At 67.1% G+C, this 15,207-nt stretch carries 16 protein-coding genes; 14 read left to right on the top strand and 2 right to left on the bottom strand.

The annotated features are described in order from the left end of the window. A partial coding sequence (locus DBV14_RS09775; RefSeq protein WP_260396890.1) for a DMT family transporter occupies positions 1-574 on the top strand: 574 nt, incomplete at its 5' end. A 110-nt stretch (positions 575-684) separates the two neighbouring features. On the opposite strand, the gene DBV14_RS09780 is transcribed toward DBV14_RS09775, so the two are convergent. Further along, positions 685-1,497 (bottom strand): class I SAM-dependent methyltransferase, encoded by an 813-nt coding sequence (locus tag DBV14_RS09780; RefSeq protein ID WP_124458989.1) that lies wholly within the window; start codon positions 1,495-1,497, stop codon positions 685-687. A gap of 248 nt (positions 1,498-1,745) precedes the next feature. On the opposite strand from DBV14_RS09780, the gene DBV14_RS09785 reads away from it, so the two are divergent. The 10 genes from DBV14_RS09785 to mnhG all read left to right on the top strand — a co-directional run bounded on the left by DBV14_RS09785 (position 1,746) and on the right by mnhG (position 11,430). Further along, positions 1,746-2,714: a TRAP transporter substrate-binding protein gene (locus DBV14_RS09785; RefSeq protein ID WP_124458990.1), complete on the top strand. Its 969-nt coding sequence runs from the start codon at positions 1,746-1,748 to the stop codon at positions 2,712-2,714. A gap of 24 nt (positions 2,715-2,738) precedes the next feature. After that, positions 2,739-3,248: a TRAP transporter small permease gene (locus DBV14_RS09790; RefSeq protein WP_124458991.1), complete on the top strand. Its 510-nt coding sequence runs from the start codon at positions 2,739-2,741 to the stop codon at positions 3,246-3,248. After that, on the top strand, positions 3,241-4,542 hold the full coding sequence (locus DBV14_RS09795; RefSeq protein ID WP_124458992.1) for a TRAP transporter large permease: 1,302 nt from the start codon (positions 3,241-3,243) through the stop codon (positions 4,540-4,542). Before DBV14_RS09790 ends, DBV14_RS09795 begins: the two co-directional genes overlap by 8 nt. 168 nt (positions 4,543-4,710) lie before the next feature. After that, on the top strand, positions 4,711-5,088 hold the full coding sequence (crcB, locus tag DBV14_RS09800; protein WP_124458993.1) for a fluoride efflux transporter CrcB: 378 nt from the start codon (positions 4,711-4,713) through the stop codon (positions 5,086-5,088). A gap of 78 nt (positions 5,089-5,166) precedes the next feature. Continuing rightward, positions 5,167-8,154 carry a monovalent cation/H+ antiporter subunit A gene (locus tag DBV14_RS09805; RefSeq protein ID WP_124458994.1) on the top strand — a complete coding sequence of 996 codons (2,988 nt, stop codon included), beginning with the start codon at positions 5,167-5,169 and terminating at the stop codon, positions 8,152-8,154. Then, positions 8,154-8,504, top strand: a complete 351-nt coding sequence (locus DBV14_RS09810) for a Na+/H+ antiporter subunit C (RefSeq protein ID WP_124458995.1) — start codon at positions 8,154-8,156, stop codon at positions 8,502-8,504. The genes DBV14_RS09805 and DBV14_RS09810 overlap by 1 nt, the downstream gene beginning before the upstream one ends. Continuing rightward, the gene (locus DBV14_RS09815; protein WP_124458996.1) at positions 8,501-10,228 is read left to right on the top strand and encodes a monovalent cation/H+ antiporter subunit D; all 1,728 of its coding nucleotides are present in this window, start codon (positions 8,501-8,503) and stop codon (positions 10,226-10,228) included. Before DBV14_RS09810 ends, DBV14_RS09815 begins: the two co-directional genes overlap by 4 nt. After that, complete coding sequence (locus DBV14_RS09820; protein ID WP_124458997.1) at positions 10,225-10,716, top strand: Na+/H+ antiporter subunit E; 492 nt, start codon at positions 10,225-10,227, stop codon at positions 10,714-10,716. The genes DBV14_RS09815 and DBV14_RS09820 overlap by 4 nt, the downstream gene beginning before the upstream one ends. After that, positions 10,713-10,991, top strand: coding sequence for a K+/H+ antiporter subunit F (locus DBV14_RS09825; RefSeq protein WP_124458998.1), 279 nt, complete (start codon positions 10,713-10,715; stop codon positions 10,989-10,991). Before DBV14_RS09820 ends, DBV14_RS09825 begins: the two co-directional genes overlap by 4 nt. 82 nt (positions 10,992-11,073) lie before the next feature. Further along, positions 11,074-11,430 (top strand): monovalent cation/H(+) antiporter subunit G, encoded by a 357-nt coding sequence (mnhG, locus tag DBV14_RS09830; protein WP_124458999.1) that lies wholly within the window; start codon positions 11,074-11,076, stop codon positions 11,428-11,430. A gap of 35 nt (positions 11,431-11,465) precedes the next feature. Here the strand turns inward: mnhG and DBV14_RS09835 are convergent, their stop codons facing one another. Then, entirely contained in the window at positions 11,466-12,461 is a 996-nt protein-coding gene (locus tag DBV14_RS09835; RefSeq protein WP_185545982.1) for an ABC transporter substrate-binding protein, read from the bottom strand. Between the two features lie 119 nt (positions 12,462-12,580). Between DBV14_RS09835 and DBV14_RS09840 the strand changes: the two genes are divergently transcribed. The 3 genes from DBV14_RS09840 (at position 12,581) to DBV14_RS09850 (ending at position 15,206) form a co-directional block, all read left to right on the top strand. Then, entirely contained in the window at positions 12,581-13,243 is a 663-nt protein-coding gene (locus tag DBV14_RS09840; RefSeq protein WP_124459000.1) for a TetR family transcriptional regulator, read from the top strand. Positions 13,244-13,329: 86 nt separating this feature from the next. After that, complete coding sequence (locus tag DBV14_RS09845; RefSeq protein ID WP_124459001.1) at positions 13,330-14,160, top strand: ABC transporter permease; 831 nt, start codon at positions 13,330-13,332, stop codon at positions 14,158-14,160. Continuing rightward, positions 14,157-15,206, top strand: coding sequence for an NAD(P)-dependent oxidoreductase (locus DBV14_RS09850; protein WP_124459002.1), 1,050 nt, complete (start codon positions 14,157-14,159; stop codon positions 15,204-15,206). The genes DBV14_RS09845 and DBV14_RS09850 overlap by 4 nt, the downstream gene beginning before the upstream one ends. Position 15,207: the final 1 nt, after the last annotated feature.

The following is a 15,207-nucleotide window of genomic DNA, read 5'->3' on the forward strand; positions in this document are numbered from 1 at the left end:
GATCGTGTTGGCCTCGTTCCTCCTGGGCGCGCCCATTCGCTTGCTGTCGATCACCGCGGCGCTGGTCGGGCTTTGCGGCGTCGCACTGATGGTGCTGGCGCCGAACGCGGCCCTCGATGCCGCCGGCATCGCCGCCGGCTTCGCGGGCGCCGCATCCATGGCCTGCGGGACCGTGCTGAGCCGACGCTGGCAACCACCGGTCTCGCTGCTCACATCAACCGCGTGGCAGCTGACAGCGGGCGGCCTCCTGCTCGTGCCGGTGTCGCTGGCGCTCGACCCCGTGCTGCCGCCCCTCACCGCGAACAACCTGCTGGGCCTGGCCTGGCTCGGCCTCGTCGGCGCTGCGCTGACCTACGTCCTGTGGTTCCGCGGCATCGCGCGGCTGGACGCGTCCGTCGTGTCGTCGCTGGGCTTTCTGAGTCCCCTGGCCGCCGTCGTGCTCGGCGCGGTGTTCCTGGACCAGACGCTGACGCCAGCTCAGATCGCGGGCCTGGTCCTGGTGATCTGCAGCATCTGGTTCGCGCAGCACGCGCAGGCGAAGAGCCCATCGGTCGAGGCCATCAAGGCGACGTGAACGCAACGTGTGGTTGGCGGCCGTGACCTTGCATCCCCAAGGAGAGGCCCTTCATCACCCGCGGGCTGTGTTGCAAGCGTGAGCCGCTGTCGATCCCGCGCCGGGACCCGCTATCCCGCCGCCACGATCACATGCGCCTGGATCTTGCCGGCCACCGGGCCTTGACCACAGCGGCTGGCAATCGCCTGCGTCGCACGGTCCGTTGCGAGCTGAAGCAAGCCGGCATCGCGCGCCTCGATTTCATTGCGCAGTGGCGTGCCCTGGCAATAGGCGGTGGCAACATCGCGTGCCGAGGGCGCGCGACTCAGCTTCTCGCGCGTGTCGATCTTGATGTCGGTGAACCCCGCGCGGCGCAAGTCCTCGCGGATCAGTGCGACATCGTGATAGCCATGCGGCGTGCGGGCCAGGAATCGCGGAGGGTCGTGCGGAAACACCAGGGCGACGGCGTTGGTGACCTCATCGGCAAAGGCGTTCTCTTCGATGCGGTCCCAGACACTGAAGACAAAGCGCCCACCTGGCTTCAGCATGCGGCGCGCCTCCGCATAGCCGGTGACCCGGTTGGGGAAAAACATGGCGCCGAACTGGCAGCAGACGACGTCGAACGAGCCATCGTCGAACGGCAGGGCAAGCGCGTCCGCCTGCTGCCATTCGATGCGGTTGTCGGCCCCCTGCCGGGCGGCGGCGTAGTCCAGCATGGGCTGGTTGAGGTCGGTCACCACGTAGCGTGCATCGGCACCCAGTTGTGGCGCAAGCGCGCGCGTGACCACGCCGCTGCCGGCCGCCGTTTCAAGCACCGCGCCGGGTGACGAGACCGCGACGAGCTGCGCCATGTCGGTGGCATAGGCATCGAAGATCAGCGGGACCATCAGCGTGTCGTAGAACTTCGGGATCGAACCCGAGAACACCTTGTCGCTTTCAGCCATGGGATCTCCTTGGAAGTGAGCCAGATCTCCCCGACAAGTCGGCCGCCTGATGGGCGCGGACAGCAACGCCCCATGGTGGCCCTGCATGCCGCCTTCGTCAATGCCGACGCGCTGCCTTCAGCGGAACGTTGGCGGGCCCTACCGCGCTTCGACGCGCCGCGATGGCAGGGAAATGCCTCAGGAAGTGGCCTGGAATTTGCTCGTATGCTTCTTTCGGTTTCGCTATCAACCCGTTCCGGAGCGCACTCATGCATCACAAGTTCGGTATTGCCATTGCCGGCCTCACCCTCGGCGTCGCGGCATTCGCACAGACCAAGTGGGACTTGCCCACCGCCTACCCGGCGAGCAACTTCCACACCGAGAACCTCACCCAGTTCGCCGGCGACGTCGACAAGGGCAGCGGCGGCAAGCTCAAGATCACGGTGCACTCCAATGCCTCGCTGTTCAAGGCCCCGGAGATCAAGCGGGCGGTGCAAGGCGGCCAGGCGCAACTCGGAGAGATCCTGCTGGTGAACTACCAGAACGAGTGGCAGATGTTCGGTGCCGACGGCATTCCCTTCCTGGCCGACAGCTACGACGCCGCATGGAAGCTCTACCAGGCGCAAAAGCCGGTGCTCGAAAAGAAGCTGGCGGAACAGGGCATCGCACTGCTGTACACCGTCGCGTGGCCACCGCAGGGCATCTTCGTCAAGAAGGAAATTGCCTCGGCCGCCGACCTCAAGGGCGTGAAGTGGCGTGCCTACAGCCCCGCCACCGCCCGCATCGGTGAACTGGTCGGCGCGCAGCCGGTCACGGTGCAGCAGGCCGAGCTGTCGCAGGCCATGGCCACCGGCGTGATCGAGTCGTACATGTCGTCGGGCTCCACGGGCTACGACACCAAGACCTACGAATACATCAAGAACTTCTACGACACCCAGGCCTGGCTGCCGAAGAACGCGGTGCTCATGAACAAGAAGGCCTTCGACGCACTCGACAAGCCCACCCAGGACGCCGTTCTCAAGGCCGCGGCCGATGCGGAAAAGCGCGGCTGGGAACTGTCCAGGAAAAAGAACCTCGAGTACCTCGACCTGCTGAAGAAGAACGGCATGACGGTGCATGTGCCATCCGCGGCGCTCAAGGCCGACATGAAGAAGGTCGGCGACACCATGATCAAGGAATGGCTCGACAAGTCGGGGGCCGAAGGCCAGGCGGTGGTCGATTCGTACAAGAAGATGTGACGACGCACCGCCGAACAGCATCCGATGCGCAAGACACTTGATTTTCTCTACAACAGCGCCGCCGCTCTGGCGGCGCTTTTCATGATCGGCCTGCTGGTGATGGTGCTTCTCTCCATCATCGGGCGGCAGCTTCATTTCAACGTTCCTGGCATCGATGCATATGCCGGCTACATGATGGCCGGCGCAGGTTTTCTTGCGCTCGCGCACACGCTCAAGCGCGGCGAGCACATCCGCGTGACGCTGATCCTGCAGAACCTGTCGCCGGCGGCGCAGCGCTGGCTCGAACGCTGGGCCATGGCCGCGAGCGCGCTGCTCGCGGTGCTGTTCGCGTGGTACAGCGCGCGGCTTGCATGGCAGTCTTTCGACTTCCACGACATCTCCACGGGCAACGACGCCACACCGCTCTGGCTGCCGCAACTCTCCATGGCCATCGGCACGCTGGTGTTCGCCATCGCGGCGTTCGACGAGTTCGTCATCGAGTGGCGAGGCAGGCCGGCCAAGCCGGTCGAAACGGAGGCGCTGCGCCATGAGTGACATTGCCGTTGCGGGCCTGCTGATTGCCGCGCTTTTCCTGATCCTGGGCAGCGGCGTCTGGATCGGCCTCACGCTCTCGGGCGTGGCCTGGATCGCCATGCAGATCTTCTCGTCCCGCCCCGCCGGAGACGCCATGGCCGTGACCATCTGGGGCTCGGCCTCCAGCTGGACGCTCACCGCGCTGCCCCTGTTCGTGTGGATGGGCGAGATCCTGTTCCGCACGCGGCTCTCGCAGGACATGTTCAAGGGCCTGGCACCCTGGATGCAGAGCCTGCCGGGCCGGCTGCTGCACACCAACGTGGTGGGCTGTGCCGTGTTCGCGGCGGTGTCGGGCTCCAGCGCCGCCACCTGCGCCACCATCGGCAAGATGAGCCTGCCCGAACTCAAGCGGCGCGGCTACCCCGACGACATGGTGATCGGCACGCTCGCCGGCGCCGGCACGCTCGGCCTGCTGATCCCGCCCTCGATCATCATGATCGTCTACGGGGTGAGCGCGGACGTGTCGATCGCGCGGCTGTTCATCGCGGGCGTCATCCCGGGCATCATGCTCGCGCTGCTGTTCTCGGGCTACATCGTGTTCTGGGCCTTGCGCAACCCGGGCCTTGTGCCACCGGCCGACGCCAAGCTGCCGTTCCGGGAAAAGCTCAAGGCCTCGATGTCGCTGATTCCGGTGGCGCTGCTCATCCTGTCGGTGCTCGGCTCCATCTACGCGGGCATCGCCACCGCCACCGAGGCGGCGGCCGTGGGCGTGGTCGGCGCGATGGTCATCTCCGGCGTGCAGGGCTCGCTGAACTGGCACAGCTTCAAGGAAGCGCTGCTCGGCGCCACGCGCCTGTACTGCATGATGGCGCTGATCCTCGCGGGCGCGGCCTTCCTCACGCTGGCCATGGGCTACATCGGCCTGCCGCGGCACCTGGCCGAATGGATCGGCTCGCTCGGCCTGTCGAAGTTCCAGCTCATCCTGATGCTGGCGGCGTTCTACATCGTGCTCGGCTGCTTCCTCGACGGCATCTCGATGGTGGTGCTGACCATGGGCGTGATCATGCCGACCGTCACCGCGGCGGGCATCGACCCGGTCTGGTTCGGCATCTTCATCGTGCTGGTGGTCGAGATGGCGCAGATCACGCCGCCGGTGGGCTTCAACCTGTTCGTGCTGCAGGGCATGACCGGGAAAGACCTGCTCTACATCGCACGCGTCACGCTGCCCATGTTCTTCCTCATGGTGGCCGCCGTGCTGCTCATCTACTTCGTGCCGCAGCTGGTGACCTGGCTGCCACAACAGATGGCACCCTGAAATTGAGCTCGCCCCCAGGCTTCGCGCACTTCGTGTCGCTTCTCCAACCCCCTACCGGGGGCAACACCAGAGGCCCGGCAAAGCCGGTTCCTCGGTGTTCCACGAAAAGAAATCATGGCCTCCTGACCCATTCAGGATCATGGCAACAAGTGCCCGGACAATAGGCAGATGCTGCTTCCGGTTCTTGCCATCTGCATCGGCGCCTCGGTGGGCGCCCTGTCCCGCTGGGGCCTTGCCCTCTGGTTCGGCGCCGGCGGACTCATGCCCTGGGGCACGCTGGCCGCCAACCTGATCGGGGGCTACCTCATCGGACTGGCCATTGCCACATTCCAGCTCCTGCCCAATCTCGATCCGGTCTGGCGCCTGGCCCTGGTGACCGGCTTCCTGGGCGGGCTCACGACCTTCTCCAGCTTTTCGGCCGAGGTCACGGGCATGCTGCTCGAAGGCCGCATCGGCGTGGCAATGCTCACGGCGGCGGCGCATCTTGGCGGCTCCCTGTTCCTGACGTGGCTCGGCATCCGCACCGTGCAGGCCTTCTCGGGTTGACCGCCTCATGAAAACCGCCTGACCTCCTGCGGTTATATCTAAGGGCGGCGCAGGGGTCGGTCGATAGAATTGACCACAATGCCCCTGGTCTTTCTCGTCGCTCTCCCCTTCATTGCCAGCGTGCTGGCCGCGTTGATGCCTTCCAACGCGCGCAACAGGGAGTCGACCCTTGCCGGGCTCGTCGCACTCGGCTGCGCCATCCAGGCCGCATGGTTCTTTCCGCAGGTCGCCAACGGCAACGTGCTGCGGCAAGAAATCGAATGGCTGCCGGCCCTGGGCCTGAACCTCGTGTTCCGCATGGACGGCTTCGCATGGCTGTTCTGCATGCTGGTGCTGGGCATCGGCGCGCTGGTGGTGCTGTATGCGCGCTACTACATGTCGTCCTCCGACCCGGTGCCGCGCTTCTTCTCGTTCTTCCTCGCGTTCATGGGCGCGATGATGGGCGTGGTGCTCTCGGGCAACCTCATCCAGATGGTGCTCTTCTGGGAGCTCACCAGCCTCTTCTCTTTCCTGCTCATCGGCTACTGGCACCACCGGCGCGACGCCCGGCGCGGCGCGCGCATGGCGCTCACCGTCACCGGCGCGGGCGGGCTGTGCCTGCTGGCCGGCGTGCTGGTGCTGGGCCGCATCGTCGGCAGCTACGAGCTCGACGTGGTGCTGGCCTCGGGCGACCTCATTCGCGCCCACGCGCTCTACCCGCTGGTGCTGGTGCTGGTGCTGCTCGGCGCCTTCACCAAGAGCGCGCAGTTCCCGTTCCACTTCTGGCTGCCGCGCGCCATGGCCGCGCCCACGCCGGTGTCGGCCTACCTGCACTCGGCCACCATGGTGAAGCTCGGCGTGTTCCTCATGGCGCGGCTGTGGCCCGTGCTGTCGGGCACCGAGCAGTGGTTCTGGATGGTCGGCGGCGCGGGCGCCATCACGCTGCTGCTCGGCGGCTTCATCGCCATGTTCCAGCGCGACCTGAAGGCGCTGCTGGCCTACTCGACCATTTCGCACCTCGGCCTCATCACGCTGCTGCTCGGCCTGAACAGCCCGCTGGCGGCGGTGGCGGCGGTGTTCCATGTCATGAACCACGCGACCTTCAAGGCCTCGCTGTTCATGGCGGCCGGCATCATCGACCATGAAACCGGCACGCGCGACATCCGCAAGCTCAGCGGCCTGATGCGGCTGATGCCCATCACCGGCACGCTGGCCATCATCGCCAGCGCCTCGATGGCCGGCGTGCCGCTGCTCAACGGCTTTCTCTCGAAGGAAATGTTCTTCGCCGAGACGGTCTTCATCCAGGCCACGCCCTGGGTCGATTTCAGCCTGCCCGTCATCGCCACGCTGGCCGGCATCTTCAGCGTGGCCTATTCGGCGCGCTTCGTGTTCGACGTGTTCTTCGGCCCGCCCTGCGGCGACGACGTGCCCAAGCATCCGCACGAGCCCCCGCACTGGATGCGCGTGCCGGTCGAGCTGCTGGTGCTGCTGTGCCTGGTGGTGGGCGTGGCACCCGCCTGGTCGGTCGGCCCGATGCTCGCGGCGGCCGCCACGCCGGTGGTCGGCGGCACGCTGCCCGAATACAGCCTGGCCGTGTGGCACGGCTTCAACCTGCCGCTGGTGATGAGCTTCGTGGCGCTGGTGGGCGGCGGCGTTCTTTATCTGCTGCAGCGCCGGCGGCGAGCGGCGGGCGGCCTGGAGCACACGCCGCTGCTGCACCGCTTCGACGGGCAAGTCATCTTCGAGCACCTGCTGGCGCTGCTGAGCGAGGCCGGCCGCCGCAGCCGCCGCCTGTTCGGCACGCGCCGCATGCAATGGCAGCTGCTGCTGCTGGTGCTGGTGGCCGTCAGCGGCGCCACCGCCGCGATGTGGGTCACCCCGGCCGCGCCCGGTACGCGCGAGCTGTTGCCGTTCTCGCCGATGTTCGCGATGACATGGCTCATCGGCGGCACCTGCGCGCTGGCCGCGGCGTGGCAGGCCAAGTTCCACCGGCTGGCCGCGCTGATGCTCGCCGCGGCTGCGGGCCTGGTGTCTTGCGTGACCTACATCTGGTTCTCGGCGCCCGACCTGGCTCTGACCCAACTGGTGGTCGAGGCCGTGACCACCGTGCTCATCCTGCTGGGCCTGCGCTGGCTGCCGATGCGCAGCAAGGATGTGGTGCAACCCGCGCGCATGCGGCTGCGCCCGTGGGGCCGCCGCGGCCGCGACCTGCTGGTGGCCACCATTGCCGGCTGCGGCATGGCCGCGCTGGCCTGGGCCATGATGACGCGCACCTTCCCGCAGAGCATCTCGCCCTTCTTCCTGGAGCGCGCGCTCACCGAAGGCGGCGGCACCAACGTGGTCAACGTGATGCTGGTCGACTTCCGCGGCTTCGACACCTTCGGCGAGATCACCGTGCTCGGCATCGTGGCGCTCACCGTGTATGCACTGCTGCGCCGCTTTCGCCCGGCCATCGAATCGATGGCCCTGCCCGTGCAGCAGCGCCAGCAGGTCGACGACGGCAGCAGCGACCTGCTGAACCCGCGCCTGGCCAAGGACACGGCCGTCGGCTATTTGATGGTGCCGGCCGTGCTGGTGCGGCTGGTGCTGCCGCTGGCGGTGCTGGTGTCGGTGTACTTCTTCATGCGCGGACACAACGCACCCGGCGGCGGCTTCGTCGCGGGGCTGGTGATGTCGGTCGCGCTGGTGCTGCAGTTCATCGTCTCGGGCACCGAGTGGGTCGAAGAGCACCTGCGCATCTATCCGCGCCGCTGGATCGCCATCGGCCTGCTGTTCGCGCTGGCCACCGGCGGCGGCGCGGTGGTGTTCGGCTACCCCTTCCTGACCACGCACACCGCGCACCTGCACCTGCCGCTGCTGGGCGAAGTGCACGTGCCCAGCGCCCTCTTCTTCGACATCGGCGTGTTCGCGCTGGTGCTCGGCGCCACCATGCTGATCCTTACCGCGCTGGCCCACCAGTCGATACGCAGCCACCGCTGGGCCGACGAACAAGCCGAGAAAGAAGCGGAGGCCAAGGCCGCCGCCGAAGAAGCCGCCGCGGCAGCAGCCGCAGCAGCCGCTACCAGCTCCGCTGAGGGAGCCCGCTGATGGAAATCGTGCTCGCACTCGCCATCGGCGTGCTGACCGGCTCCGGGGTCTACCTGCTGCTGCGCCCGCGCACCTTCCAGGTCATCATGGGCCTGACCCTCATCTCCTACGCGGTCAACCTGTTCATCTTCAGCATGGGCCGGCTCAAGGTCGACAGCGAGCCGGTGCTCGTCAAGGGCTTCACCGCCACGCTGGCCAACACCGCCGACCCCATGCCGCAGGCGCTGGTGCTGACCGCCATCGTCATCGGCTTCGCCATGACCGCGCTGTTCCTGGTCGTCATGCTCGCCTCGCGCGGCCTCACCGGCACCGACCACGTGGACGGTGAAGAGCGGGGGGCGGCGGAATGAAAGAAGTCTTCCACCTGCTCGACCGGCTGCTCGAATTCAGCATGCCGCACCTGGTGGCGGTGCCGATCCTCGTGCCCATGCTCACGGCCGCGCTCATGCTGCTGCTGGGCGAGAACCGGCGCCGCACCAAGTCGGCGCTGAGCGTGGTCTCGGGCCTCATCGGCTTGCTCGCTGCGCTGGCGCTGCTGCGCTGGGTCAACGCGGCCGACACCGGCGGCGGCCCCGGCTCCATCGGCGTGTACCTGCCCGGCAACTGGCGCGCGCCCTTCGGCATCGTGCTGGTGGCCGACCGGCTCTCCACCATGATGGTCGCGCTCACGGGCGTCATCGCCTTTGCCGCGTCGATCTATTCCACCTCGCGCTGGGACCGCGCGGGCGTGCACTTCCACCCGCTGCTGCAGTTGCAGCTGATGGGCCTGAACGGCGCCTTTCTCACGGGCGACCTGTTCAACCTGTTCGTCTTCTTCGAGGTGATGCTCGCGGCGTCCTACGGCCTGCTGCTGCACGGCTCGGGCCGGCTTCGGGTGCAGGCCGGGCTGCACTACATCGCGATCAACCTCGCGGCCTCGTCGCTGTTCCTTATTGGCGCGGCCATCCTCTACGGCGTGACCGGCACGCTCAACATGGCCGACCTCGGCGTGCGCATCGCCGAACTGGCGCCGGGCGACCGCGGACTGGTGCATGCGGCGGCGGCCATTCTTGCGACCGCGTTCTTCGCCAAGGCGGGCGCGTGGCCGCTCAACTTCTGGCTGGTGCCGGCCTACAGTGCGGCGGTGTCGCCCGTGGGGGCCGTGTTCGCGCTGCTGACCAAGCTCGGCATCTACACGGTGTTGCGGTTGTGGACCGTGCTGTTCGCGCCCGACACCGGTGCTTCCGCCGCCTTCGGGCAGGCCGCGCTGGTCGGCATCGGGCTGGCGACGCTGTTCGTCGGCGCCATCGGCATCGTCGGCACGCAGCGGCTGTCGAACCTCGCGGGCTTCAGCGTGCTGGTGTCGGCGGGCACGCTGCTGGCGGCGGTCGGCCTGGGCCAGCCCGCCGTGTGGGCTGGCGCGCTCTACTACCTGCTCAGCTCCACGCTCGCGGTCAGTGCCTTCTTCTTGCTGATCGACATGATCGAGCGCTGGCGCAATGCCGGCATGAGCGTGGCGCCGCACGAAGCGGCGGGCAACGCGCCCTTTCTTTCCGAAGACCTCAGCGCGCCGGCCGACGTGAACCTCGACGACGACGCACAGGCGCTCTACGGCCGCGCCATTCCCGCCGGCGTCGCCTTCCTGGGCCTGAGCTTCATGGGCTGCACGCTGCTGCTCGCGGGCCTGCCGCCGCTGTCGGGCTTCGTCGGCAAGTTCGCCATGCTCTCGGGGCTGCTCGGCGCGCAAGGCCTTACCGCTGCAGGCTGGACCTTCCTGACGCTGCTGATCGTCTCCGGCTTCCTGTCGCTCATTGCATTGAGCCGCACCGGCATCCGCCATTTCTGGACCCAGCCCCACGCCACCATGCCCTCGCTGCCCGCGCTCGAAGTGCTGCCGGTGGCCGCCCTGCTCGCGGCCTGCGTGGCGCTGACAGTGTGGGCCGAGCCGGTCATGCGGCATGCGCAGGCCACGGCCGAAGGGCTGTTCACGCCCACCGCGTACCGCAACGCCGTGCTGGGCGCCAGGCAAGTGCCCAACCCCGTGCCCGCGACCGTGAACGTGCCGGCCAAGGCGGTGGAGGGCACCGCGCCATGAAGCGCCTGATTCCTTCGCCGCCGCTCTCTTTCGCGCTGTTCATCGTCTGGCTGCTGCTGGAGCAATCGCTCGAGACCGCCACGCTGTTGTCGGCCGTCATCCTGGCCGTGGCCGTTCCGCTGATCACCAAGGGCCTGCGGCCCGCCGCCGTGCGCATGCGCCGACCCGGCGTCGCGCTGCGCCTGTCGATCCTCGTCACCTTCGACATGCTGAAGTCGGCATTCGACGTGGCGCGGCTGCTGCTCACGCGGCGCACCTCGCGCATCGGCTCGAAGTTCGTGCAGATCCCGCTCGACATGCGCGACCCCAACGGCCTGGCCGTGCTGGCCATGATCATGTGCCTGACGCCCGGCACCGCCTGGGGCGAAGTGGCGTTCGACCGCACCACGCTGCTGATCCACGTGTTCGACCTGGACGACGAGGCAGCGTTCGTCGCCATGATCAAGCGGCGCTACGAACGCCCCCTGATGGAGATCTTCGAGTCATGACACCCATCCTCTTCTGGGCGCTGAAGTTCGCGCTCTTCCTGCTGGCCGTGGCCATGCTGTGCGCCGTGACCCGCCTGCTGATCGGCCCCAGCGCGCAAGACCGCGTGATGGCGCTCGACTGCCTCTACATCAACGGCATGCTCATGATGCTGGTGCTCGGCATCATCTACGCGAGCAACGTGTACTTCGAGGCGGCCATGCTCACCGCGCTGTTCGGCTTCGTCGGGTCGACGGCCATGGCCAAGTTTCTGCTGCGCGGGGAGGTGATCGAATGAGCGCCGCGCCGGGCCGCCCCAAGCAAGCGAACGCCCCCCTGGGGGGCAGCGAGGACACGAAGTGCCGAGCGTGGGGGCAAGCATGACGGACTTCATCGTCGGCCCGCTGCCGCTGTGGGCTGAAATCGTGACCGCGGTGTTCGCCGTGCTGGGCGCGGCCTTCGCGGCCATCGGCTCCTTCGGCCTGGTGCGGCTGCCCAACTTCTTCCGCCGCATCCACGCGCCCACGCTGGGCGCCACGGTGGGCGTGTGGTGCATGAGCGTCGCCACCATGGTCTATTTTTCGGTGCAGGGCTTCAGCCTGTTCCTGCACGCCATCCTGATCGTGCTGTTCATTGCGCTCACCGCGCCGATCACCACCATCTTCCTGATGCGCGCCGCGCTGTTCCGCGAACGGCAAAAGGGCGGCAACGTGCCGCCCCAGGCCAAGTCGGGCTGAGCTGAGCTGAGCATTCAGCTCGGCCCGGCCGCTCGTCAGTTGGGCGCCATGCGCACGCCCTTGTCGAGAAACTCGTTGGTGAAGAGCGTGGCCGGATCGAAAGGCTTGTCGATGCCGATCAGCGAAGACACCAGCTCGTAGTCGGCCTTCACGCGCTGCCCGTCGAAGGCGCCCAGCGCCACCTTGGTCGTGGTGTCGTCGCGCATCAGCTGCTTGATGCGGTTCCATTGGTCGCGCTGGTTGTCGGGCGTCAGGCCGCTCACGCTGGCCTGCAGCGCCTGCAGGCAGGGCTCGAAATCTTTCACGCAGGCCGCGTAGGCGCGCTGCGTCACGGCCACGAACTTCTTCACCTGCGCGGGGTTCTTCGCAAGGTAGGGGCCGTTCACGATCAGCGAGTTGCCATACACGTTCACGCCCGCGTCGCGCCACGGCTGAAAGCCCAGGTCGGCGCCGAACTCGCGCGCCTTCAGGTCGTGCTCGTTGTAGAAGTCGCTGATGATGTCGACCGACTTGCTCTTCAGCGCCGCCACCTTGGCCTGCGGGCTCACGTTGACGAAGGTCACGCTGGCCGGGTCGAGCCCCACCTTCTTCGCGAAGGCCGGCCACATCAGGCGCGCTGCGTCGCCCGGCGGGTTGCCGATCTTGCGGCCCGCAAAGTCTTTCGGCCCCGCGATGCCTGACGACTTGAGCCAGTAGAAGCCTTGCGGGCTGTTGGCATAGATGACCATCAGCGCCTTGACGTCGGCGCCCTTGCCCTTGGCCTGGATGGTCGTGGGCAGGTCCGAAATACCGAGGTCGCTGCCGCCCGTGCCCACGCGCTGCGCCGCCACGGCCGAGCCCTTGCCGGCCTCGATGCTCAGGTCGATGCCGGCCTCGGTGTACCAGCCCTTCGACTTGGCGTAGTACAGCGGCGCATGGTCGGCCGTGGGTGTCCAGTTGAGCATCAGGCTCATGGCGTCCGCCGCGAACGCGGTGGGGGCCGAAGCCATCAGCAGTGCGGTGGCGCCGGCGGCCGACAACAGCTTTTTCATGCGAGTCACTCCAAAAAGGGGTAAAAACAGAACCTGAAATTCATATTACCAACTGTTTGGTTGATAGACAATAAGTGCGCTCCCTGCCGCCTCCCGCCACAGGACAGAATCCATCCACCATGCCCGCATCTCCTTCCACACCCATCGCAGCCACCGCCCCCGCCAAGCGCGAGCGCGATCCCGTCGCCGCCCGGCAGGCCCTTACCGCCGCGGCCGTTGCGGAGTTCGCCTCCAAGGGTTTCGCGGGCGCGCGGGTCGACGAAATTGCCGCGGCCGCGGGCGTCAACAAGCAGCTGGTCTATCACTACTTCGACAGCAAGCAGGGCCTGTACCTGGTGGCGCTCGAATCGGTCTACGCCGAAATCCGCGAGAAGGAACAGAAGCTGTCGCTGGGCGCGCTCGAACCCATGGAGGCCATGGCCCAGTTGGTCGCGTTCTCGTTCGACTACCTGGCCGAGCACCCCGAATTCATCGCGCTGCTGGCCGACGAGAACCGCAACCACGGCGCGCACCTGCGCGAGTCGGAGCGGCTGCAGAAGATGCACTCGCCCTTCATCGAGATGCTCGAAGCCACGCTGGAGCGCGGTGTGGCGGCCGGCATGTTCCGGCCGGACTTCGATGCCATCAACCTCTACATCTCGATCGCGGGCATCTCGTATTTCTTCTTCTCCAACAACCACACGCTGTCGGCCATCTTCGGCAAGGCGCTCGACTCGCGCGGCGCGCTGCTCAAGCGCCGCCGGCACGTCATCGAGTTCGCGCTGAACGCCCTGCGGCCCTGATCTCAAAAATTATCAACTAGTTGGTTGACTCGGGTCCGCGCGAATCCTATGATTCGCCGCATTGCTTCCTAGACCCAGGAATTGAGATGACGGCACCTGATGGCGCTCTGGCGCCCCTCGCACCTTCGCCCTTGGCGGGTGAACGCCCCGCAAGCCCCGAAAGCCCGGAATGGCAGCGCTGGGCCGTCGTGGTCGCGGTGCACCTCGTGGGCATTGCGCTGTGGGAGATCGTGGTGCGGGTCTTCGCGGTCCAGCCCTTCATCCTCCCTGCCCCTTCCAAGGTGCTGGCCACGCTGGCCAACCCCAACTACAGCTGGCTGAAGAACACCGGCGTCACCGCCCTCGAAGTGTTCGGCGGCTATGCGCTCGGGCTGGTGCTCGGCATTCTTTGCGCGCTGCTCTTCATCACCAGCCGCCGGCTGATGCTGCTGGCGTTCCCGCTGCTGGTCACGCTGAACATGATTCCCAAGGTGGCCATGGGCCCGCTGGTGATCGTGTGGTTCAGCTACGGCATCGGGCCGAACATCCTCATCACCTTCAGCCTGTGCTTCTTCCCGATCCTGCTGACCACCATCCGCGGGCTCAACGAGACCGAGCCCGAACTGCTCGACCTGGTGCGCGCGCTCAAGGGCTCGCGCTGGCAACTGTTCCGCTACATCCAGCTGCCGGGCTCGCTGCCCTATCTGTTCTCGGGCATGAAGGTCGCCACCATCCTCGCCGTGGCGGGCGCGGTGGTCGGCGAATTCATCGCCTCCGAACGCGGCCTGGGCTACCTGATGATCCAGGTCCAGGCGTCGCTCGACACGCCCGCGGTCTTCATGGCCGTGCTGCTCATCACGGGCCTGGGCGTTCTGCTCTACCTGCTGGTGCTCCTGCTGGAGCGCCTCTTCATCACCCAGGACGCAAGAATCCAATGACCACCACACCAGTCCTCGACGACCTTCCCTTTCCCGAGCGCTTCGAGACCGAAGCCGCACTGGAAGACTACCTGGCCACCCCTTCGCGCGACCTCGTGCGCGACATGGCGCGCATCGACGGCGACCTGATGATCCTGGGCGTTGGCGGCAAGATGGGCCCGACGCTGGCCCGCCTCGCGAAGAACGCCATGCCCGGCCGCCGCGTGATCGCCGTGGCGCGCTTCAGCGAAGCCGGCGTGCGCGAAGCACTCGAAGCGCACGGCATCGAGACCATCGCCTGCGACCTGCTCGACCGCCACGCCATCGCCGCGCTGCCGCAGTGCGCCAACGTGGTGTTCATGGCCGGCCGCAAGTTCGGCGCCGATGCCAACAACCCGCTCACCTGGGCCATGAACGCGCACGTGCCGGCGCTGGTGGCGGAGCACTTCAGCCAATCGCGCATCGTCGCGTTCTCGACGGCTTGCGTGTACCCCTTCGTGCCGGTGACCAGCCAGGGCGCCAGCGAGAGCGATGCACCCAACCCGCCCGGCGAATACGCCAACTCGTGCGTGGGCCGCGAGCGCATGTTCGAGTACTTCTCGCAGCAGCACGGCACGCCGGGCCGGCTGTTCCGCCTGAGCTACGCCATCGACCTGCGCTATGGCGTGCTGGCCGACGTGGCGCTCAAGGTCTGGCGCGGCGATGCCGTCGACGTGACCATGGGCCACGTCAACGTGATCTGGCAGGGCGACGCCAATGCGCAGGCGCTGCGCTGCCTTGCGGCCGCGACGGTGCCGACCTCGCCGCTCAACGTGAGCGGACCCGAGACCACCTCGATCCGCTGGCTCGCCGAAGAGTTCGCGCGCCAGTTCAACAAGCCCGTGGCCATCAGCGGGCAGGAAGCGCCGACCGCGTGGCTCATGAACACGGGCGAAGCCGAGCGCTTGTTCGGCTACCCGCGCGTGCCGCTGGCGCAGCAGATCCGCTGGGTTGCCGACTGGATCTCGCGCGAGCAGCGCCAGTACGGCAAGCCCACCAAGTTCGAATCGCGCGACGGAAAGTACTGAC

The sequence above is a fragment of the Variovorax sp. KBW07 genome, from assembly GCF_003852515.1.
Taxonomy (GTDB): domain Bacteria; phylum Pseudomonadota; class Gammaproteobacteria; order Burkholderiales; family Burkholderiaceae_C; genus Variovorax.